The sequence below is a fragment of the Polaribacter sp. 20A6 genome, assembly GCF_011378915.1.
Classification (GTDB): domain Bacteria; phylum Bacteroidota; class Bacteroidia; order Flavobacteriales; family Flavobacteriaceae; genus Polaribacter; species Polaribacter sejongensis.
Window position 1 is genome coordinate 91772 of sequence record NZ_WTPZ01000009.1, and the last position, 24121, is coordinate 115892.

At 30.4% G+C, this 24121-nt stretch carries 12 protein-coding genes; 9 read left to right on the top strand and 3 right to left on the bottom strand.

Annotation, left to right across the window (positions count from 1 at the left end; translation table 11 throughout):
• Positions 1-333 precede the first annotated feature (333 nt).
• The 6 genes from GQS57_RS16670 (at position 334) to GQS57_RS16695 (ending at position 15844) form a co-directional block, all read left to right on the top strand.
• Positions 334-4833 carry a GEVED domain-containing protein gene (locus GQS57_RS16670; protein WP_165733997.1) on the top strand — a complete coding sequence of 1500 codons (4500 nt, stop codon included), beginning with the start codon at positions 334-336 and terminating at the stop codon, positions 4831-4833.
• A gap of 281 nt (positions 4834-5114) precedes the next feature.
• Complete coding sequence (locus GQS57_RS16675) at positions 5115-6326, top strand: RsmB/NOP family class I SAM-dependent RNA methyltransferase (protein WP_165733998.1); 1212 nt, start codon at positions 5115-5117, stop codon at positions 6324-6326.
• Positions 6327-6401: 75 nt separating this feature from the next.
• A complete protein-coding gene (locus GQS57_RS16680) occupies positions 6402-8609 on the top strand; it encodes an endonuclease (RefSeq protein ID WP_165733999.1) in 2208 nt (735 codons plus the stop codon).
• 33 nt (positions 8610-8642) lie between these two features.
• On the top strand, positions 8643-10676 hold the full coding sequence (locus GQS57_RS16685; protein WP_165734000.1) for an endonuclease: 2034 nt from the start codon (positions 8643-8645) through the stop codon (positions 10674-10676).
• Positions 10677-10833: 157 nt separating this feature from the next.
• Positions 10834-14526 (top strand): phosphoribosylformylglycinamidine synthase, encoded by a 3693-nt coding sequence (gene purL, locus GQS57_RS16690; RefSeq protein WP_165734001.1) that lies wholly within the window; start codon positions 10834-10836, stop codon positions 14524-14526.
• Between the two features lie 91 nt (positions 14527-14617).
• Positions 14618-15844 carry a threonine/serine exporter ThrE family protein gene (locus GQS57_RS16695; protein WP_165734002.1) on the top strand — a complete coding sequence of 409 codons (1227 nt, stop codon included), beginning with the start codon at positions 14618-14620 and terminating at the stop codon, positions 15842-15844.
• Positions 15845-15917: 73 nt separating this feature from the next.
• Here GQS57_RS16695 and GQS57_RS16700 read toward each other — a convergent pair whose 3' ends face one another.
• The 3 genes from GQS57_RS16700 to GQS57_RS16710 form a co-directional block, all read right to left on the bottom strand.
• Positions 15918-16379, bottom strand: a complete 462-nt coding sequence (locus GQS57_RS16700; protein ID WP_165734003.1) for a hypothetical protein — start codon at positions 16377-16379, stop codon at positions 15918-15920.
• Positions 16370-16933, bottom strand: a complete 564-nt coding sequence (locus GQS57_RS16705; protein ID WP_165734004.1) for a hypothetical protein — start codon at positions 16931-16933, stop codon at positions 16370-16372. The genes GQS57_RS16700 and GQS57_RS16705 overlap by 10 nt, the downstream gene beginning before the upstream one ends.
• Before the next feature lie 278 nt (positions 16934-17211).
• Complete coding sequence (locus GQS57_RS16710) at positions 17212-17958, bottom strand: head GIN domain-containing protein (RefSeq protein WP_165734005.1); 747 nt, start codon at positions 17956-17958, stop codon at positions 17212-17214.
• A gap of 356 nt (positions 17959-18314) precedes the next feature.
• Here GQS57_RS16710 and GQS57_RS16715 point away from each other — a divergent pair, with 356 nt between their 5' ends.
• The 3 genes from GQS57_RS16715 to GQS57_RS16725 all read left to right on the top strand — a co-directional run bounded on the left by GQS57_RS16715 (position 18315) and on the right by GQS57_RS16725 (position 22330).
• The gene (locus tag GQS57_RS16715; RefSeq protein ID WP_165734006.1) at positions 18315-19121 is read left to right on the top strand and encodes a helix-turn-helix domain-containing protein; all 807 of its coding nucleotides are present in this window, start codon (positions 18315-18317) and stop codon (positions 19119-19121) included.
• Positions 19122-19407: 286 nt separating this feature from the next.
• Positions 19408-20190, top strand: coding sequence for a pentapeptide repeat-containing protein (locus GQS57_RS16720; RefSeq protein ID WP_165734007.1), 783 nt, complete (start codon positions 19408-19410; stop codon positions 20188-20190).
• Between the two features lie 364 nt (positions 20191-20554).
• Positions 20555-22330, top strand: a complete 1776-nt coding sequence (locus GQS57_RS16725) for a long-chain fatty acid--CoA ligase (RefSeq protein ID WP_165734008.1) — start codon at positions 20555-20557, stop codon at positions 22328-22330.
• The last annotated feature ends 1791 nt before the right edge of the window (positions 22331-24121 follow it).

Here is a 24121-nt window from a genome sequence, read left to right on the forward strand (position 1 = left end):
CTTATTTGGGGAAATAACTCGTTCTATATTAAATGACAACTTCCTCTTACTGCTAAGATTTAAAATAGCGAAAGCATTTATTTTTAACAAGAAACTTTGCTTAACATGAATAATTTAATAATTATTTTATAAGTTATAGCAACTTATAATAAGCAACAGAAAGCAGCTACTCTTTTAAAAGTTTTTAAAAATTTTACAATGCACAATCGGTACTACTAAAGTATTGTTTTGCGTATAAGATTAATAACAACACATGCTCAATTCTAAAATTTAGAATAGAATAATTCTGCTTTACAAAAAAATAAAAATAACTTTCGTTTATCACATTTAAAAATGCCTAATCTAAAAAAACATATCCTTTTTAGTATTGCACTACTAAGCACTATAATCAATAATAGCAACGCTCAATCTTCATATTGTATTCCTAAAAACACTCAGAATAATAAAGAGTTCTATATAAGTAAGGTCAGTTTTGGCGATCTCTTTCAAGACTCTAACAATACTGCTGCCGTATATGAATATTATAATACTCTATCTACACATACAGATGTTTACCTAGGTCAAAATTATGCTGCTTCAATTAGGTATAACGTAACTAATTATAATGCAAGTACATTAAAAGTATGGATCGATTTTAACAGGGATGGTGATTTTTCCGACGAAGGAGAAGTTGTATACGTCAACACGGTTACCGAACCATTTAGTAAAGATGGTATTATCAAAAACTTTCAAATAAACATACCATCAACAGCTAAAACAGGAAAAACAAGAATGCGTGTTGCCATCAATAGAAAAAATTTAAGTAACGCTTGTAATGCAGAATACCAAGTTGGAGAAACAGAAGATTACGATATTTATATAAAGGATGTCCCAGAAGCTCCTATTGCAAAAAGTATAAACAGTATTGATGTTAATTTAGATGCTCTTGGAAATACAACTATAACAGCAGAAGCTATTAATAATGGTTCTTATGATGCTTATGACACCGCTAATGGACTGGATTTAAAGTTGACTTTAGATATATCTAGTTTTGATTGTAATGATATTTCAACTCCATCTACAGTTACTTTAACTGTAACAGATTCAGATGGATTAAAAGCTACGTCTACAACTACTGTAAATGTAAAACCTTATACTGGTAATTTTGTTACTCCTACTTTAGAAGATGTAACAGAATATTGTTCTTACACAGCAATTACACCTGTAATGAACCTTAATTGTAATCAAGAAATTACAGCTACAACTACAGACCCTACCGCTTTTAAAACACCAGGTACTTATAAAATAGATTGGATGTTTAATAATGGAACAACTACTAAAATTAGTACACAAAACATTACAATAAAAACACCAAGTACACCTACTATTTCAATAACCAATATTAGTGAAACCACAGCAATAGTTCGCTGGGAATCTAAAGATGAAGGTCCTTTTATAATACAATATCGTCTAAAAGGAACTACTGATTGGAACGAAACTACTTCTAGCTTAAAGTACAAAAAGATTACTGGTTTAGATGATGGTTTAGAATATGACGTACAAGTTAAAACAGCTACTACATGTAGTAATGATTTTACAGCTGTTACCACTTTTACAACAGTAGAAGTACAATATTGTAATGAGAATGTAGATGTAAACAAAAATAGTAAATACTATATCTCTAATGTTAAAATTGGTAACATTAACAATTCTAGTGATAAAAATGCAGACGTTTACAAATACTATAAAAACGTCTCTACAACTATTACTGCAGGAGAAACATTTTCCGGAGAAATAACGTATACTAAAGATCCTTATAATGATACTTTTGTTACAGTTTGGATAGATTATAATAATAATGGTGATTTTTCTGACTCTGAGGATAAAGTTTTTAGCACATCCAATCTTGGTCAAGGAAATTCTAATAGTGTATTTAATATAGCACTTAAAGATATTTTAGTACCAGAAACCGCTACTCTTGGTAAAACAAGATTACGTGTCAGCATAAAACACAATGCACCACCAACATCTGCCTGTAATTTTGATAGTCAACTTGGTGAAATTGAAGATTACGACATTTATATTGGCCCTACTGATAACACCGCTTTTGAATCTGCAATGATTACACAAGTACTTCATTATGATACAACAGACAGGTGGATAGAAGTCACAAATACAAACACCACAGAAACAATACCCGCAAATAAAGTTGCTTTGGCATTATTTAAAAATGTGCCTGGAGATCTAACAGGTGTTAAACCTTCTTCAACTTTTTTTATAAATGCAGAAATAGCACCAGGTACATCTGTCTTGATAAAAAAACCAAGTTCTAAAATTACTGCTATAAATGGTTTGGCAATAGAAGAAGCTTCAATTACAGATTTTAGTGATAGTAAAGACATTATAATAACTACAAAAAAAATAGATGCAACAGCTTGGGAAAACAGGTATGATGTTGTTACTTCAATTAAAAACAACACCTCTCTTGTAAGAATAGACGAAGTATTAAAGCCAAACAAAAATTATAATTCTGAAGAATGGGTGGTATTTATAGATGATGATATCGCCACCTATCAATCTGGATCTGGTGCAGATATTATCAGTATAAACAGACATCCGCAAGCTCCATTAATTTCAGAGGTATTAAATTCTTCTAAAGAAGCAAATACCTTACTAGGCTTACATAGAATTGGTAAAACAACAAACTCAGCTGAAACCTTACCTCTTTGGGACAATGGGTATCCGGATAGATCTCGATACGTAGTAATAAATGAAAATTATAATCAGATAAATGATAAACTAAGAGCTAGAAAACTAGCTGTAGAAGCTAGTAAAGAACTTACAATAACTGATAATTTACTCGTTGTTACTAACGATATAAAACTAAACGGAAACATTCGTTTATTAGGGAACTCACAACTAGTGCAAACTCATACCAATTCGACTAAAATTACTGGTAACGGAAAACTATTTGTAAATCAAGAATCTGAAGTACCTAGCAAGTATCGTTATAATTATATGAGTTCCCCTGTTACTACGCTAGGTGAAAGTACTTATACGCTAGAAACCGTTTTTAAAGATGGTACCAATACTAATGATCCTAAAGATATTGATTTTGTTTCTGGTTATGACGGTTCTTATAACGGAGGTCTTCTTAAACTTCCAGATTATTGGATTTATACATACGCTGCAGGAAGCAACGGAAGATCTAATTGGGAACATAAATATAAAAATGGAACCATAAATAAAGGTGATGGATATATATTTAAGGGTCCCGGACAAATACAAAACTACACATTTGTAGGTACACCTAATGATGGTAGTTTTACTACCGAAAATGAAATTAATAGCGGAGAATCTTATTTAATTGGAAACCCTTTTCCGTCTGCCATGAATGCTAGAAAATTTATTCAAGACAATATAAATACTACCACAGGTACGTTATATTTTTGGCAACACGTTGGTGAAGAATCTACCAATGGAACTGCTGGTCATAACTTTGGAGGATATATAGGTGGATATGCGTCTCAAAATAAAGATATGGCTACAAATGCATATGTTGCTGATTCAAATGATCCTGTAGAAATATTACTAGAAGCAGAAGAAGCAGAACATAATGGACTTATAATTAAATCGTTTACTATTAGTGCCGTTTCTCTAAACGAAGAAGACTACCTAAAAATTAATAATATTTCTAACGGAATAGACACTTTAAAAATAACCTATGCTAGTACCAGCGACAAAATTTTAAAACTAAAAGTAAATAACATCGAAAAAGGTAACATCACCTTTACAAACACAAATAATTATTATGTTGACAAAGTATTTACTTTATGTGTAGCAGCAGGTAGTGATATTACACTAACCTCTACAAATGATCAATCTAGTGTTAAAATAGACAAAATAACGCTTATAAATAAGAATGGTGAAATTGATTGTGCTCCTAGTACAGGAGGAGCTAGCTATGCAGACAAGTACAAAGCTCCAGAACCTTATATTGCAATAGGACAAGGTTTTTTTGTAGAAGGTAGTAACACTAAAGGTAAAATTATTTTTAACAATAGTCAAAGAGCATATATTACAAAAGAATCTGGAGAATCTGTGTTTTTTAAAAGTGATCAAAAGAAAACAACAGAAAAAACTGATAACTCTAGCCTGCCTATCTTAAAACTAGGTATGAACTACTCTAATGAAGTAGGAAACAATTATCATCGCCAAATAGGAATCTCTTTTAATCAAGAAAACTCTTTTGACTATGACAAAGGTTCCGATTCTGAAATGTACGATATGAATTCTACAGACTTCTATTGGAAGTTTCCGAATGATCAACGTAATTATGTAATTGCTGGTGTACAAGAAATATCTAATGAATTAGAAATACCTTTAGAAATTGTTGTTAGTAAAAATAGTGTAATCACTATTCGTATCGATGAAGAGAGTAACATCAATCAAAATGTATTCATTAAAGACAAACTTACGGGTAAAACACAAAAAATAAATAATGCTAGCGCTGCGTATCAATTACAAAAAGGTACTTACACTGATAGGTTTGTTTTGACCTTTACGGACGAAACAGGTACTGTATTAGATGTTGAAAACGATATACTAGCAAAAAACACAAACATCTACACAGACAATAAAAATAACCAGATTGTAATTTCTAAAAACAATGAAGTAGAAATTAATAACGTAGAGTTGTTTAATATTTTAGGTAAAAAAATAAGCCTTTGGAATATTAAAGAGCAAAAAACTTCATATCAATTAGACATCAACAAACAATTACCTACAGGTATTTACATTGTAAAAATGAATACCAATAAAGGGATAACAAGTAAAAAAGTAGTAATTGAATAATACTGTGTAGCTTATTGTTTTAATTTATTAAAGCTACATAATTTTATAAGACTAATAGAGAAGATTGATAAAAGAAGTTCCTTCTTTTATTGTAAAAAATAGTTATGCCCCTCAGAACTATCCTCTTCTCTATTTAGTCTTTCTTTTATTATAAATAACTCAAAAATTATAGAATAACAACGCTTCTCTTTACTAAAACACTTCACTTGTTAAAAATGAAGCAAAACTACTGATTGGTACCGTAGATTTTGTACATTTGTGCCCTATATTCAAATGAAATAATGAGATTACACAGAAACTTAACTTTTGCTGTTATTGACAGCATCAGAGATATATTTAATGAAGGTGTTTATGCAGATAAAGCTGTAGAAAAAGCTTTAAAAAGAGATAAACGTTGGGGAGCAAGAGACCGTAAATTTGTTGCAGAAACTATTTATGACATCGTACGTTGGAATAGGTTATACGCAGAAATTGCAGAAGTAAAAGCTCCGTATGACAGAGATAATATTTGGAGATTGTTCTCTGTATGGTGTATTTTAAGAGGAATTGCTTTACCAGATTGGAACCAAATTGGTGATGTACCAGAAAGAAGAATCAAAGGACGTTTTGCGGAATTGTCTAGAACCCGAAAATATAGAGAATCTATTCCAGATTGGATGGATGAAATGTGTGCTAAAGAATTAGGCGAAGAAATTTGGACCAAAGAAATTGCAGCTTTAAATGTACAAGCAAGTGTAATTTTAAGAACCAATACTTTAAATATTACAAGAGGAGTTCTTCAGAAAAAATTAAAAGCAGAAGGTGTAAATACAGAATTTGTACCAAATCATCCTGATGCTTTAATTTTACCAGAAAGAGCCAATGTTTTTAAAACAGAAGCATTTCATGCTGGTTATTTTGAAGTTCAAGATGCTTCATCGCAACTTGTTGCTGCCTATTTAGACGTAAAGCCAGGTATGAAAGTTATTGATACTTGTGCAGGTGCTGGAGGTAAAACTTTACATTTATCTGCTTTAATGGAAAATAAAGGTCAAATTATTGCCATGGATATTTACGAAAGTAAACTCCGTAAATTAAAAGTGAGAGCAAAAAGAAACAAAGCACACAATATAGATATGCGTGTAATTGATTCTACAAAACCAATTAAAAAATTACAAGGTAAAGCAGACAGAGTTTTAATTGATGCTCCTTGTTCTGGTTTAGGTGTTATCCGTAGAAACCCAGATTCTAAATGGAAATTACAACCAGAATTTATAGAAAATATTAAAAAAATTCAACAAGACGTTTTACAACAATATTCTACAATGGTTAAACCAGGAGGAAAAATGGTGTACGCTACGTGTTCTGTATTACCATCGGAAAACCAAGAACAAGTTAAACATTTCTTAACATCAGATGCAGGAAAAGATTTTACCTTTGTATCAGATAAAAAAGTATTAGCACATATTTCTGGTTTCGACGGATTTTATATGGCACTTTTAGAAAGAAAATAACACAAAAAAGGGTTATATTTATTGCTGATGTAACCCTTAAATTGCTAAAAAAGAAAGTATTTAATTTCAATATAAATGGTAAAAAAACTACTTTTCTTTATTTTAACAATTACATCTTTTATATCTTTTTCTCAAGAAGATTATTACGATGATGTAAATTTACAACTAACTGGTATTGCTTTAAAAGACGCTTTAACTGCAAAAATTATTAGTACACATTCTAATATGTTAAGCTATACGCCTGGTGTTTGGGAAGCTTCTAAAATTACAGATCTAGATACCGCAGAACCAGACAATGTTATTTTAATTTACGGTTGGGAAGATGGTACAGACAGCGATATTACTAATGATAGGTTTAGAAACAATACATTACAAGATGCTGCTACAGGAGCTACATTTGTATGGAATAGAGAACACGTCTTTTCTAAATCGCTAGCAAACCCTAGTTTAGAAACCAATAACCCAGGGCCAGGTACAGATGCTCATAATCTAAGACCTGCAGATAAAAGTAGAAACTCAGCAAGAAATAATTACAAATTTGCTTTAGGAAACGGAAATTCTAGTCGTTCTTCTATTACATACAATGGTCCAGATGGTCCAGAAACAAGAGGTTGGTATCCTGGAGACGAATGGAAAGGAGACGTAGCAAGGATGATTATGTACATGTACCTACGTTATGGTAACCAATGTTTACCTACCAACGTTGGAGTTGGTCACACTCAATTTACACCAGATGAAATGATCGATTTATTCTTACAATGGAATAGAGAAGATCCTGTTTCAGATATTGAAAAAAGGAGAAACACGTATCACGAAAATACTTCTAAGACATACGCTCAAGGAAATAGAAATCCATTTATAGACAATCCGTTTTTAGCTACTAGAATTTGGGGAGGAGATAATGCCGAAGATACTTGGGGAATCTACACAAGTAGTGATACCGAAGCACCTTCTAAACCAAACAATGTTACATTACATGATATTACATTAACCTCTATAAATATTTCTTGGACAGCTTCTACAGATAATATTGGTGTTACGGGGTATCAAGTCTATGTAAATGATGTTTTAACAAAACAGACATCAACAACTTCTGCTACTATTACTGCCTTAGAAACAAATACTACTTACAATTTTCAAGTAATTGCTAAAGATTTAATTAATAAATCAGAAGCAAGTAATATTGTTTCAGGTAAAACTTTAACAGATACCACTCCACCATCAGTCCCAACAAACGTTACAATTACAGATATAACAGATAGTTCTTTTAACGTAAATTGGTCTGCAGCTACAGACAATAATGAAGTAGCTGGTTATGATATTTTTGTTGATGGTACTTTCAAAGCTACTTCTGCAGCAACGACCTATGCTGTTACTGGTTTAACAACATCAACTACTTACACAGTTACTGTTTTAGCTAAAGATAAAGACAATAATAAATCTGCACAAAGTATTGCTGTAAATGCCACTACAACAGACGGTGTTTCTGGAGGTGTCGCTTCTGAATTATTCTTTTCTGAATATTTTGAAGGTGATGGAGGAACAAATAAGGCCTTAGAAATTGTTAATTTAACGGGCAGTACCGTAGACCTCTCTGGTTATGTTATAAAATTAGATAGAAATGACGCATCTACTTGGACAACTCCATTAGCTTTAGATAGCGGAACAGTTAAAAATATTGTTCCTGGAGATGTATTTGTGATAGGAAATGGTAAAAACGATATACTTCAATTACAACCTCACTCTACTTCTAACCCGAACGGTCAAGTAGATTTAGTACAACCTGTTATTGAGGATAATAATTGGGGAGAACCTGTTAATTTTACAGGTAATGACGCCATTGGTTTATTTAAGAACGACGTATTAATAGATATTATAGGTGTATTTGGTAGCAATTCTAGTTTTGCCACAAATAAAACTTTAAGAAGAAATGGAGATATAAGTGGTCCAAATACCACTTTTGATTTAGAAGGAGAATGGACTTCTTTTCCTGCAAACACTTCAGATGGATTTGGTAGTTTTACTTCTACCTTAAGTACTTCCAAAAATAATTTTGAAACTTTTAAAATGTTTCCAAACCCAACAGATGGAAATAGCATCTATTTTAGTGTTACAGAAGACGCTAAGATTCATATTTATACTGTTTTAGGAAAATTAGCAAAATCTGTTAATGTTACTAAAAGTAAAAATAAAATTGATATATCAGATTTATCTAAAGGTGTTTACTTACTTAAAATAAATTCTGACAAGCAATTTATCACTAAAAAATTGATTAAAAATTAAATTATTTTTCAAACTCAATAAAACATAAAACAAATGAAAAAAACGTTACTTATACTTTTATTATTCTCTTCATTTTTAATAAATGCTCAAGCAGAATCTTATTATAACGATGTAGATTTAAAAAAATATGAACTAGATCTAAAAGAAGAGTTAGCTAATAAAACGATGGCTGCTCATACAAACATACTATCTTATGGTTGGCCTGCTTTACAAGCAACAGATGTAAACCCAGAAAATGATCAAGAAGTACTCTTAATCTATGGATATACTGCTACTGGAACCACAGCAAGAACTAGAGGCATTAACCAAAATGGAGGTAATAATGGTACAGACTGGAATAGAGAACATACCTATGCAAAATCTTTAGGAACTCCTAACCTTGGTACTGTAGGTCCTGGGGCAGATGCGCATCATTTAAGACCTTCTGATGTCGGTTTTAACGCTCAAAGAGGTAGTTTAAAGTTTGTTGATGGCTCTGGTAATGCTGGTGCTGTTTCTGGTGGTTGGTATCCTGGAGATGAATGGAAAGGTGACGTTGCTAGAATGATGATGTACATGTACATCCGTTACGGAGACCAATGTAAACCAACAGGTGTTGGTGTTGGAAACTTAGTTGGGCCAGATGATGAAATGATCGATTTATTTCTAGAATGGAATGTAGAAGACCCAGTATCAGATTTTGAAAGACAAAGAAACACGTATCATGATTCTAATGAATCATACGCACAAGGAAACAGAAATCCCTTTATAGACAATGCATATTTAGCAACAAGAATTTGGGGTGGTGAAAATGCTTTAGATTCTTGGGGAATATATTTAACTCCAGATACAGAAGCACCAACTGTACCAACAGATGTTACGCTAAATAATATTACAACAACTTCTATTAATGCTTCTTGGACAGCGTCTACAGATAACGAAGCAGTAACAAAATATGAGGTTTTTGCAAATGGTATTTTACAAGCTAACACCGCAAATACAACCTACTCTTTAACGGGTTTAACTTCAGGTACAGCATACAGTATTACTGTTTTAGCTAAAGATATTGCAAATAATAAATCTGCTCAATCAACAGCAGCAAGCGCAACAACTTTAATAGATAACACACCTCCAACTATACCAACAGATATAACTATTACTAATCAATCTGGCTCTAGTTTTAAAGTTAGTTGGTCTGCTTCCACAGATAATTCTTCTGTAGAAAGTTATGCTGTTTATGTAGATGGTACTTTAAACGGAACCACTACCACTACAACTTATACTGCTATTGGTTTAGCACCAAGTACAACTTATAGTGTAACAATTTCGGCAAAAGATAATGCAAATAATGTATCTGCTAATTCTGCCGCTATAAACGCAACAACAACAGTAGCCTCATCTACTTGTGGTGCTGAAACTTTTGAAAAAATGCCAAATAATGGTAGCTCTTACTCTAGTTTTAGTTGGACAGGAGATGACGGTATCGATTGGAGTGCTGTAAAAGGTAGAACGGATGAGCCTTTATTAAACGGTAAAGCAATTATAATTGCTCTTTATAGAGATGGTACAGAGGGCACATTAACTTCATCTACATTCGCAAACGGTATTGGAAGTTTAACAGCGTCTACAAAACTTATTTATGATGGTGGTTCTGGAGATATAAACGTTTTAGTTAACGGAGCCGTTGTTGGTACTTTGCCTTATGGCGCTGACTTGCAAACAACAACTATTTCTAATATAGATATTGCAGAGAATGTAATAATTGAATTCCGTAGATCTGGTTCTGAAGAAGATCGTGTCCTTTTAGACGATTTATCTTGGACCTGTTATTCTACTTTAAGTACAGAGGAAGATGTATTTAACTCTTTTAAAATGTACCCAAACCCAACAGACGGTAATGAGGTTTATTTTAAAATAACAGAAAGTGCAGAGGTTAACGTTTACAATGTTTTAGGTAAGTTGATAAAAAAAGCAACTATAAACTCGAACAACAATAGTATAGATACTTCTAATTTAGCTAAAGGAATATATTTAGTTAAAATAAATTCTGATAATCAATCTGTTACAAAAAAATTGATAAAGAATTAATTACCACATTATCATTAAAAAAGACTGCTTCGGCGGTCTTTTTTTTTGGTTTATAACCTGGTGAATAACTCTTAAATTTCAGTAAATTAAATCATTAGTATTAAATTGAAAAAAAGTAAATTTGCAATTTACAACAACACCCAAATAAAACACGATAATGATTCATTTCTTTGGAAATATAAACAGCAAAGTATTCGCTGTTCAAACATCAGAAAAATTAACTACAGAAACTATTGCTAAATTGACTTGGTTATTTGCCGATCAACCAAAAATAGAAGAAACAACAATAGATGCATTTTTTGTTGGACCAAGAGCCGCAATGATTACGCCTTGGAGTACCAATGCTGTTGAGATTACTCAAAATATGGGGATTTCTGACATCATTAGAATTGAAGAATTTACTGCATCTACAGAAGAATTTTCTGATTTTGATCCAATGATTTCAGAAAAATTCAATGGTTTACATCAAGATTCATTTACTATTGAAATTCAACCAGAAGCCATTTTAGATATTGAAGATATTGCTGCATACAATGCACAAGAAGGATTGTCTTTAAGTGATGAAGAAGTTGAATACTTAGAAGGTGTTGCTACTAAAATAGGAAGAAAATTAACAGATTCTGAAGTTTTTGGTTTTAGCCAAGTAAACTCAGAACACTGTCGTCATAAAATATTTGGTGGAACATTTGTTATTGATGGAGAAGAGCAACCTACTTCCCTATTCAATATGATAAAAGAAACGTCTAAACAATTCCCGAATGATATTGTTTCTGCATATAAAGATAATGTAGCTTTTGTAAAAGGACCAAAAGTGGAACAATTTGCACCTAAAACGGCGGATAAACCAGATTTTTATCAAACTAAAGATTTTGAATCTGTCATTTCATTAAAAGCAGAAACACACAATTTTCCAACAACAGTTGAGCCTTTTAACGGAGCAGCAACAGGTTCTGGAGGAGAAATTAGAGATAGACTGGCTGGTGGAAAAGGTTCTTTACCTTTAGCCGGAACAGCAGTTTATATGACTTCGTATTCTCGTTTAGAAGCGTCTATAGATTCAGTTAAGAACACAAGATATTGGGAAAATAAATTTGAAGCTAGAGATTGGTTGTACCAAACTCCAATGGATATTTTAATAAAAGCATCAAACGGAGCATCAGATTTTGGAAACAAATTCGGGCAACCTTTAATTACAGGTTCTGTTTTAACTTTTGAACACGAAGAAAATTCTTCTGTAAGTGATTCTCCTGCAAGAAAATTAGGTTTCGACAAAGTAATCATGCAAGCCGGTGGAATTGGATACGGAAAAGCAGATCAGGCATTAAAAGATACGCCAAAAGAAGGAGATAAAATTGTAATTCTTGGTGGTGAAAACTACAGAATTGGAATGGGTGGAGCGGCAGTTTCTTCTGCAGATACTGGAGAGTTTGCATCAGGAATTGAATTAAACGCCGTTCAACGTTCGAATCCAGAAATGCAAAAACGTGCTGCAAATGCAGTTCGTGGAATGGTAGAAAGTGATGAAAACTTTATTGTTTCTATTCACGATCATGGAGCTGGTGGACATTTAAATTGTTTATCAGAATTAGTAGAAGATACAGGTGGTAAAATCGACCTAGATGCTTTACCGGTTGGAGACCCAACTTTATCAGCAAAAGAAATTATTGGTAACGAATCTCAAGAAAGAATGGGATTAGTAATTGCTGATGAACATTTAGAAACTTTACACAAAATTGCAGATAGAGAACGTTCTCCTATTTACGATGTTGGTGTAGTTACAGGTGATGATCGTTTTACTTTCGAATCTAAATCAACAGGTGTAAAACCAATGGATTTAGCTTTAGAAGACATGTTTGGTTCTTCTCCAAAAACTGTTTTAACAGATAAAACGGTTATCAGAAAATATAAAAATCCACGTTATAAAACCAAGAATTTAGAAATCTATTTAAAACAAGTTTTACAGTTAGAAGCTGTGGCTTGTAAAGATTGGTTAACAAATAAAGTAGACCGTTGTGTTGGTGGTAAAGTTGCCAAACAACAATGTGTTGGTCCGTTACAAATTCCGTTAAACAACGTTGGTGTAATGGCCTTAGATTATAAAGGAAAAGAAGGAGTTGCAACGTCAATTGGCCACTCTCCTATTTCTGCATTAATTAGTCCGGAAGCTGGTTCTAGAAATGCAATTACAGAATCTTTAACCAATTTAATTTGGGCACCTTTAAAAGACAATTTAAAAAGCGTTTCACTTTCTGCAAACTGGATGTGGCCTTGTAAAAACGAAGGAGAAGATGCTCGTTTATACAAAGCTGTAAAAGCGGTTTCAGAATTTTCTATTGGTTTAGGAATCAATGTTCCTACCGGGAAAGATTCTTTATCAATGAAACAAAAATATACAGATGGAGAAGTAATTGCGCCAGGAACTGTAATTATTTCTGCTGCAGGTAACTGTAATGCAATTACTAAAGTTGTAGAGCCTCTTTTACAAGTTAATGGTGGAAACATCTATTATCTCAATATTTCTCAAGACGAATTTAAATTAGGTGGAAGTTCTTTCAACCAAACTTTAAATGCGATTGGAAATGAAGCACCAGATGTTACAAACGTTGCGTATGTAAAAACTGTTTTTAACACGATTCAAGATTTAATTAAAGCGGATAAAATTACAGCAGGACACGATGTTGCTTCTGGTGGATTAATTACCACTTTATTAGAAATGTGTTTTGCTGATGTAAATTTAGGAGCAGATTTTAACATCTCTTCTTTAAATGAAGAAGACTCTATAAAAGTATTGTTCTCAGAAAACTCAGGTATTGTTTTTCAAGCAGATGCTTCTGTAGAAAATATTTTATCAGAAAATAATATTGAATTTTTCAATATTGGTTCTGCAAACAATTCAGGAGCAGTTACTATTAAAAACAACGAAGATAATTTCTCTTTTGATGTTACAGAAATGAGAGATGTTTGGTATAGAACTTCTTTCTTATTAGATCAAAAACAAACCGCTAATAATTTAGCACAAGACCGTTTTGATAATTATAAAAATCAGCCTTTAACATATAAGTTCCCAGAGAGCTTTACTGGTAAACTTCCTAAAATTGGAAAAGACAAACCTAAAGCTGCAATTATCCGTGAAAAAGGTTCTAACTCAGAACGTGAAATGGCAAATGCTATGTATTTAGCTGGTTTTGATGTAAAAGATGTACACATGACAGATTTAATTTCTGGTCGTGAAACTTTAGAAGATATTCAGTTTATTGGAGCCGTTGGTGGTTTTTCTAATTCTGATGTTTTAGGTTCTGCAAAAGGTTGGGCAGGAGCATTTAAATACAATGAAAAAGCAAATACAGCTTTAAAGAATTTCTTTGAAAGAGAAGATACTTTATCTGTTGGTATATGTAATGGTGCTCAATTATGGATGGAATTAGAATTGATTAACCCTGAACATAAAGTTCATGGAAAATTAGGTCATAATGATTCTCAGAAGCATGAAAGTTCTTTTACTTCAGTAAAAATTCAGGAAAATAATTCAGTAATGTTATCTAGTTTAGCAGGAACTGAATTAGGTGTTTGGATTTCTCATGGTGAAGGTAAATTTAACTTACCAGAATCTGAAGAAAACTATAATATTGTTGCCAAGTATGGTTACGCAGGATACCCGAATAACCCAAATGGATCTGATTTTAACACAGCAATGCTATGTGACAAGTCTGGAAGACATTTAGTGACAATGCCTCATATTGAGCGTTCTACTTTTCAATGGAACTGGGCCAATTACCCAACAAATAGAAAAGATGAAGTTACGCCTTGGTTAGAAGCATTTGTAAATGCTAAAAACTGGTTGACAAAATAATTTATTTAAAAAAGTAGATCAAAAGGGCTTTTTTAAAGCCCTTTTTTTGGCTCTAAAAATAGAAAATAACAACCCTATTTAATTAAGAAAAATGAGAGTTCCAAAAAAATATCAATTTATAGTTGAAATAGGAAAAGCGTTACACATATACGGTATTCCTTCTTATAAAATTCAATCATACTTAACACAAGTTGCCAAAACAAAAGGCATTACAGGTAGTTTTATGGATTTACCTACTTGGGTGAATTATGTTTTTTATGATGAAAAGAACTCTTATAATTATGTTGAATGTATTCCGCCAGGATCTTTAAATTTAGGTGCTTTTTCTAGAATTGATGAATTGACTAATAAAGTTATTGATTCAGGGATGGAGGTAGATGAAATCGATAAAGAATTAAAGATTATTCATGCAAAAACAAAAGAGGTTAATCATTTTATTTTAACTTTAGCCTATGCCTTTGCAGCCGGTTCTTTTAGTTTAATGATCGGTACCAATTGGATCTCTTTTGCATTCTCTATACTTCTAGGTTCACTTACTTATCTATTTGTTTATTTAGCAAACAAATCTAAATATGTAGAAAGTGTTTTAGAATCTTTATGTGCTTTAGTGGTAACTATTTTTGCTTGTCTATTAACATTTATTTTCCCCGATTTTAATTTAGGTTTAACCATATTAGCTTCTATAATTATTTTTATTCCAGGGTTGGCTATTACTACCGCATTAGAGGAAATAACCTCTAAAAGTTTGGTTGCAGGTGGCGCAAAACTCTTTGATGCAATGGTTGTTTTGTTTAAACAATTTTTTGGAGTAATACTAGGTTTAGGTTTAATGACTTCTTTACTTGATATTGATTTAACTCATTATGAATCTAATATGCCACAATGGACAATATTTTGTGCCATACCAATATTTTCTATATGTACTTTACCCATTTTTCAAGTGAGAAAAAAGGATATGTTTTTTGGAATTTTAACAGGTATTTTTGCGTTTTTTATAACCGTTTTTTTATCGTCTGGTTTAGGAATATTGGTTAGTACTTTTATTGGTACTTTAACAGTTGTTGGTATCAGCCGTATATTTGGTAGAATTTCTAAAACACCAAAATCTGTCTATTTAACACAAGGAATTATCATGCTAGTTCCTGGTAGTAAATCTTTTATGGGACTAAGTAATTCATTTTTTAATCCATCTATTACGGCTTCTGCAAACTTATTTGAAGAAGTTACTTTTATATTAATGGCTATTATTGGTGGACTCCTTTTTGCGGGAACTTTTAGAGAAAGAAAACCGAAAGAACATCATTTTAAATCTCATTAAAACATAATACTATATCGTTTATAAATAGAAAAGCAGTTTTTAGAATTACCTAAAAACTGCTTTTCTATTTAATTTATTTGTAATTTTTCTTTTTCATTCTAGAACGCATTTGCCTTCTTAATAATAAAAATCCGTTACTTAATTTTCTTTTTTTCTTTAATACAGGAATACTTAAAGTAACTAATAAGGCAATACAAGCTGCAGATCCTAAACCACCACCAAAGCCACTAAAATAGTTACTGGTATTGAAATAAATAAGAGTAAAAACGACTCCTGAGAAACCAATTAACAAATAATCTGACATAATTTTAGAGGATACCATACCAATAAATGAAGCTCCAAAACATACTAAGGGTAAATTTTCTGTTAAGTACGTAGATAATAAATTAGGAAACATTAAAACAAATACTCCTACTAAAACCCCCACTAAAGAAGATGATCTAACCGGTCCTTGTTTAAATTTTACTTGTAAAAGAAACGTAACTATAGAAGAAAACCCTCCTACTATTAACAATATAAAGTTATCTATAGCCATCTAGAAATTATAAAAGTGATAAAAAAAGCAAGGGTAACACCTCCAAAAGCTAAGGTTCCTAACTTACCTCCAAAACCGTGAAAAGCATCTTTTGTACCTACTAACAAAAAACCAGTAATTACACTTGCTAGTGCTATAAATATATAATCTGGGGCAATATTAACATTTGTCATACCAACAAAGGCTCCGCAATAAACAGCGGTAGGCATCCCTTTAATAAAATTATTCTTTTTAAAAAGTGAAGGAACAAAGCTAACAACCAAACCTACTAAACTGGCTGCTAAAACACTGCTTAATTTGAATGAAACACTTAAAACATAGGTAATAATTGCTCCAAAAAAAACAAATGCAACAGTTAATACATGTTCTAAATCATGATTTTTAGATTTTAAAGATGTTTTTTTATATCTGATTAGAAGTAATACAATTACTAAAACAACAAATATAGAAACATAAATATTTTGCTGTTTTTCATATAAAATTGCAGCTAAAAAACCTAAGTGACTTAATAATATTAAACTAAATGAGAGCTGTTTTACGTGCTTTTTAAGCATAGTCTGTATTAAATTTATGCGTTGCAAAAGTACTTAAATTACTTCTTTAAACTTTCTAATTTAAGAGCATTTTAATACTATTATAGATCATTTAACTGAGGGTTTTAAAGTTATAGAAACTTTTTAAAAAAAAACTTAATTACAGAATACCCCTAACTAAAAAACAGCTATTAGAAAATTCTAAAAGCTGCTTTGCGTTAGGGATTACAGCGGCATCCTTTTCACTTTTTCAGTAAAAAGATATAGCGGAAAGCCCGACCTTTGGGAACGCCCTAATTCTAAATCAATTTTCTAATGATAGATTCTCCAATAACAATCCCTTTTTTTAGTTGCGCACTTCCCTTATAAAGAATAGTTGCTTCTCCATAAGAATTGACCTTAATTTTCTCTGATGCATTTAATTGAAAAGTTCCATTACCATAAGCTGTAATTTTGGTCTCATTAGAAACTACATCTATCGCCATTACTTTACTGGCTCCATAGGCCTTAATTTTTTGATGATTAACTGTACCATTTTCCATCTTTAAAAAACTGTCTCCATAGATAGAGATATCTAATTCATCAACATTAATGGTAGGGATAGTCACTTCTGATTTTCCATATAAATTTATTGTACATTCTTTTTGATTTAAAGAAGTTTGGAATTTCACTTTTTCTCCTCCCCTAATAGAAAACGTTTTAACATCTGTATAAGTTATTATTACTTTAACCACCCTGTTTTCATATAAAGGAACCTTATTCTTGTTGTTTTTAGAGACTATCTTTTTATGTTTGGTGTATGTTTTGGCTCCTTCTAGATATACTTGCAGTATTCCTTTATGTAATTCATATTTAAACTTTTCTCTAGAAACAATAATATCTTCTATTACAATACTTGGTTTAATACCTTTTATAAAAATAGCTTCTATATGAGGACTGACAATAATTTTATTAAAACTAGTATTTAGATTAATAGTTTCTTGTGCATTTACAGTATTATTTAGAAATAGTAGGGTTAAAAAGAAAATAATTGAATTAAATTTCATAATTTATAAGTTTAGAAATGAGTTTTAATTTATAATTTTTATAATTACATTGTTAGTACTTAAAGGACTGTTTCATTTTTAATTTGTTACTGTTTTTAATTATTTTTACAAAATAGTACAAATAATAGCAGCCTAAATAAAGCTACACGCTGCAAATCTATTGTTTTAATGTATTGAAAAATTTTAAGAAAAAACTAAAAGAGATTAACCACACCTTCTTTTTTTTAAAGTAATTCTAAAAAAACAATAAAAATCAGCTATTAAAATAGTAGTTGTAATTTATCTTTATGAGTCAAAAAAAGTAATTATAAAAAAAATAGGTTTAAATAATTGTTTTTATTGATAACATTACCCCTATGAATTTAAAATATTATAATACTGAAATAGCGTCTCATTTAGTAGATGAATTCTATAGTATTGAATACTCAGAGAAAATTACGCCTCTTAAAACCACCATAATTCCTATGGCGTATTCTAGTATTGCCTACATTTATTCTGGTAACCAACAAACTTTACAAAATAGCAATAAGCAAAAATTAGAAGGACTTACTATATTTGGTCAATTTATTAAATCGTACACTATTCTTGTAAAAAATTTAGGGATATGCTGTGGTATAAGTTTTAAACCTACAACTCTATTTAAATTAACAAATATAGATTTGTCTAAATTAGTTAACAAACACATTTCTTTAGATTCAATTGCACCAGATATATCAAAAAAATTAAGTGTTATTTTTATAAATTATGAAGATAATTATGAAAACCTTTTTAAACAGCTTGCTATTTTTCTAAACTCTTTACCAATTATAGAGAATAAAGACACTTTAATTATAGATGAAATTATTGTAGAAATTAATAAAAAAGAAGGGCTACTTTCTGTTAACGACCTTTTAGATACCATTCCATTTAGTCAAAAAACATTAGAAACAAAATTTAAAAAAATGGTAGGTATAACACCTGGAAAATATATTCAAATAAAACGTTTTCTCAATTTAATGAGAAAATATGAAAAAGATCAAATAGACTTAAAAGACTTAATCTATATGTATGATTATTATGATGAATCTCACTTTTCCAAAGATTTTAAATTATTTACCTCAAATTCTTTTAAAAATTATTTTAAAGAAGATTACCTAATTATAAAACAAGCCTTAAAAAAATAGCCACTTCGATTTTTTACGATATAATATGCTACACTATTTCTATATTTGTTCATTGATGTGCTATTTTAAAGTGTTTTGGGGGAAATACTTTAATATTGTTATACAACGTATATTTGCTATGGAGTTTAAAAAGATCAAATTTAATTATTTGGTCTTTTTTGCTTTTTTAAAATAAACACTTCTTTATATTCCTTCCATAATTGTTAGTTTCTATTTTTTTTGCTAAAGTGTCACAGTTTATAAAATTAAAAGTCATTATTATGTATAACCAATCAATATTCATAAAATGAAAAATAAAAAACTTCTATTTGTAATCACTTTATTTTTAATATCCACCATAACTATTGCTCAAAAAAAAATTGAAGCCTCTAATATTATTAAGGATATTAAAGCAGGAAAATCAATTTCACTTCATAATGCAACTATTATTGGTGTCTTAGATTTTACTTTTATGAATGAAGCTCTTAAAAAAACAACTCATCCAAAGAAAAATAGTTGGTTTAATTGGAACTCTAACAACTCAACAAACGAAATAAAAAAAATAATAGATGTAAATATTTCTTTTACCAACTGCACTTTTAAAGATGATGTTTTAGCATATATTCCAAATAAAGAATCTGAACTAACATTTACAGCTAGTTTTGAAGAGGAAACTATTTTTAAAAACTGCATATTTGAAGATAAAGCAATGTTTAAATACTCTCAATTTGAAAAATACTCAGATTTCTCAGGCAGTGTTTTTAAAGGTGATAGTACTTTTAAATATGCAAAATTTGATAACAAGGTTAGTTTTATCAATACCACTTTCAATGAAATTGCTACATTTAAGTATGCAAAATTTAATCATAATGTCAGTTTTAGTGATTCTACCTTTGAAGAATCTGCAACATTTAAATACACACAAATTTTAAATGGTATATCTTTTAAAAACACTAATTTTAAAGAAGACTTAAACATTAAATACATGAAAGTATCTGGTAATTTCAACATAACTAATATGAAAGTTGGCTATGAAATAGATTCGAAATACACCAAAATAAACGGAAAAAGCTTCAATAAGTCCTTATAAAACACAAAATAGGTATTTATACCTGCTTTAATTTCTATAATAAATTATAAATTTACATCATAATGGAAGAGGTTGGAATTAGGGGGCTAACCAAAACCGTATTCAGCTAGCTTTTTTTTATAAAGGCTAGCTTTTTTTTTACAAAAAAATATTATCAATATTACTAGGATAGATTCACTCTTAAGAATATCTAAATCACAATAAGTAGAATACAATACTCATAAACAAACAATCTATTATTTAGTATTTTAGATATATAGCACTATCAATATTAAATTATTCTTAATAATAAACTCTTATAATAAGTATTTGTTAATTCAATCTAAAATACCTAATTTGCCTACTTCAATTATAATATGATTATATGGCAGTAGAAGTTACAAGATTATTCGATTTTCCTTATTACCAATTAGAAACCTATAATTTAGAAAAAGCATTTAGTTCTAAAGTCAGTGGTAATTGGCAATCTATTACAACACAACAATATATTGATCAAGCAAACCAAGTTAGTAGAGGATTAATAAACTTAGGTGTAAAACCAAACGACAAAATTGCCGTAATTTCATCTACGAATAGAACAGAATGGAACATATGTGATATTGGAATATTACAAACTGGTGCCCAAAATGTACCGATTTATCCAACTATATCAGAAGAAGATTATGAATATGTGTTAAATCATTCAGAATCTATTTACTGTTTTGTATCAGATATAGAAGTTCTAACAAAGATTAATAAGATAAAAAGTAAAACAAGCTTAAAAGCTATTTATACTTTTGATGATATATTAGGTGAAAAAAGCTGGAATGAAATATTAGAATCCGGTAAAAATACTAGCTCTCAAAATCTTGTTGAAGAAAGAAAAAACAATGTAAAAACAGACGATTTAGCTACTTTAATTTATACATCTGGTACCACAGGTAAACCTAAAGGGGTAATGTTATCTCATAGAAATATAGTTAGTGATGTTTTAAGTTCAGAAAAACGTGTTCCTTTTGATTATGGAAAATCTATTGGTTTAAGTTTTTTACCCGTTTGTCATATATTTGAACGCATGATTTTGTACCTATATCAATATTGTGGAGTTTCTATTTATTTTGCAGAATCAATTGAAAAATTATCTGAAAATGCACAAGAAATAAAACCCAATGTAATGACTGCGGTACCTCGTTTATATGAAAAGATTTACGACAAAATAATTTTGAAAGGAGAAGCATTAACCGGTATAAAAAAAGGGTTGTTCTTTTGGGCAGTAAATTTGGGTTTAAAATATGAACCATATGGTGTAAATGGTTGGTGGTATGAAACTCAATTAAAATTAGCTAGAAAATTAATATTTTCTAAATGGCAAGCAGCATTAGGAGGAGAACTAAAAATAATGGTTTCTGGAAGTGCAGCACTTCAACCAAGATTAACCAGAGTATTTGCAGCAGCAGGAATGCCAATAATGGAAGGATATGGTTTAACAGAAACATCTCCTGTAATCTCAGTAAATGACCAAAGAAATAAAGGTTTTAAAGTTGGTACTGTTGGTAAAGTAATAGATAATGTTGAAGTGAAGATAGCAGAAACCGGTGAAATTTTAGTAAAAGGACCAAATGTTATGTTAGGTTACTACAAAGATTTAGAAAGAACTGAAAACGTATTAAAAGGAGGATATTTTTACACTGGTGATAAAGGAGAACTAGATAGCGAAGGTTTCTTAAAAATTACTGGTAGAACAAAAGAAATGTTTAAAACCTCTGGAGGTAAATATGTAGTTCCACCATTATTAGAAGGAGAATTAAAACAATCCTTATTCATAGAACAAGTAATGGTTATTGGTGAAGGAGAAAAGATGCCAGCGGCTTTTATACAACCAAACTTCGACTTTATTAGAGAATGGATTAAGCATAAAAATTTAAATATTGGTTTGTCTGACAAAGAAATAGCTAGTTCAAATATTGTAATTGAGCGTATTCAGAAAGAAGTAGATAAATGCAACTTAAACTTTGGTAAATGGGAGCAAATTAAACGTTTTGAACTGACCCCAGAAGTATGGTCAATTGAAGATGGTCATTTGACTCCAACAATGAAAATGAAACGTGCGATCATCAAAGAAATCTATAAAGACTTATTTGATAAAATTTATAGAGCATAATTTTATAAAAATTAAAATTTAAAAAATGAGCGTAAGTTAATTATATAACTGTACGCTCATTTTTTTTTGACCTTAAAATATTTAAATAACATATATCCTAAACAAAAAGAGTAAAAGTTTAAAACTGTCTACACACTTAACTTTAAACATTCCGTTACATGTAATAATTAGGGCGTGCCCATTTTAAAAAATATCCTTATTATAAAACCTTAAAAGTACAAATGGTCAGGCTATCCACAAGAAGTCATCGCTCGTACCTCACTGTGTGCTTTTCGTTACTATCCTTCACGCAAAAGAAAAAATACCATGAAATAACTAGAACAAACGTTTATATATTTTAATTTCAACTTTTAGCTCCTTTATTAACAATCTCAAAAAACAAATTAAAGCAAAAGGTTGTCTTAAAAAAACTAAACTTAGTCATGCTAAACTTGTTTCAGCAGATAAACAACTTAGTAGAACCCACATAATATAAAAAATAAATTCAGATTGACATAAAACAACAAAGAATAATGTAAGGCTAGTGCTTGTTTGTAACGAGTACCGTCATGTATTAACATATTTTACACCCAGATTGTCTTTTCGACTACTTGAGAAATTTACATAACAATATAAAGTAGTGTATGATCAAGCATATCAGATTTTTCCTACCGTCAAAATTGTAAAGGTTAGATAATTATATCTAATGCATTGATTACAGAAAAATGACTATGATTTCCCTCGCTCTTAACTCACTGTGGGCTTTTCGTTACTTTCCTTCACTCAAAAGAAACAATAATACCATGAAATAACTAGAACAAACGTTTATATGTTTTAATTTCAACTTTTAGCTCCTTTATTAACAATCTAAAAAACAAATTAAAGCAAAAGGTTGTCTTAAAAAAACTAAACTTAGTCATGCTAAACTTGTTTCAGCAGATAAACAACTTAGTAGAACCCACATAATATAAAAAATAAATTCAGATTGACATAAAACAACAAAGAATAATGTAAGGCTAGTGCTTGTTTGTAACGAGTACCGTCATGTATTAACATATTTTACACCCAGATTGTCTTTTCGACTACTTGAGAAATTTACATAACAATATAAAGTAGTGTATGATCAAGCATATCAGATTTTTCCTACCGTCAAAATTGTAAAGGTTAGATAATTATATCTAATGCATTGATTACAGAAAAATGACTATGATTTCCCTCGCTCGTACCTCACTGTGGGCTTTTCGTTACTTTCCTTCACTCAAAAGAAACAATACCATGAAATAACTAGGACAAACGTTTATATGTTTTAATTTCAACTTTTAGCTCCTTTATTAACAATCTAAAAAACAAATTAAAACAAAAGGTTGTCTTAAAAAAACTAAACTTAGTCATGCTTAACTTGTTTCAGCAGATAAACAACTTAGTCAAAACTCATAATATCAAAAATAAAATCAGAATGACAGAAAACAATAAAAACTAAAGTAAATCTATTATTCGTTTGCAACGAGTACCATCACTAATTAACAGAATAAAGCACTGAACTCCATAAAAAAGATTCACAACAAAGAATAAAACTTTGTCATGCTGAACTTTATTAAGCATATAAACTTACTTGAGTTCAATACTTATAAGAATCTGAAATAAATTCAAATTGACAAAAATAACAATAAATATTTCCAAGGCTAGTGCTCGTTTGTAACGAGTACCATCACGGATTACCTTATTTTACACCCAGTTTGTCTTTTCAACCTTTCGGGAGAAATCACATAACAATAAAATGTAGTGTATGATCAAGCATCTGAGATTTTTCCT

Excerpts from the sequence above, each read along its gene's own strand:
- purL (WP_165734001.1), top strand. The coding sequence starts at position 10,834 with ATGATTCATTTCTTTGGAAATATAAACAGCAAAGTATTCGCTGTTCAA.
- GQS57_RS16720 (WP_165734007.1), top strand. The coding sequence starts at position 19,408 with ATGAAAAATAAAAAACTTCTATTTGTAATCACTTTATTTTTAATATCC.
- GQS57_RS16710 (WP_165734005.1), bottom strand. The coding sequence starts at position 17,958 with ATGAAATTTAATTCAATTATTTTCTTTTTAACCCTACTATTTCTAAAT.
- GQS57_RS16685 (WP_165734000.1), top strand. The coding sequence starts at position 8,643 with ATGAAAAAAACGTTACTTATACTTTTATTATTCTCTTCATTTTTAATA.
- GQS57_RS16680 (WP_165733999.1), top strand. The coding sequence starts at position 6,402 with ATGGTAAAAAAACTACTTTTCTTTATTTTAACAATTACATCTTTTATA.
- GQS57_RS16715 (WP_165734006.1), top strand. The coding sequence starts at position 18,315 with ATGAATTTAAAATATTATAATACTGAAATAGCGTCTCATTTAGTAGAT.
- GQS57_RS16675 (WP_165733998.1), top strand. The coding sequence starts at position 5,115 with ATGAGATTACACAGAAACTTAACTTTTGCTGTTATTGACAGCATCAGA.
- GQS57_RS16700 (WP_165734003.1), bottom strand. The coding sequence starts at position 16,379 with ATGGCTATAGATAACTTTATATTGTTAATAGTAGGAGGGTTTTCTTCT.
- GQS57_RS16725 (WP_165734008.1), top strand. The coding sequence starts at position 20,555 with ATGGCAGTAGAAGTTACAAGATTATTCGATTTTCCTTATTACCAATTA.
- GQS57_RS16670 (WP_165733997.1), top strand. The coding sequence starts at position 334 with ATGCCTAATCTAAAAAAACATATCCTTTTTAGTATTGCACTACTAAGC.
- GQS57_RS16705 (WP_165734004.1), bottom strand. The coding sequence starts at position 16,933 with ATGCTTAAAAAGCACGTAAAACAGCTCTCATTTAGTTTAATATTATTA.
- GQS57_RS16695 (WP_165734002.1), top strand. The coding sequence starts at position 14,618 with ATGAGAGTTCCAAAAAAATATCAATTTATAGTTGAAATAGGAAAAGCG.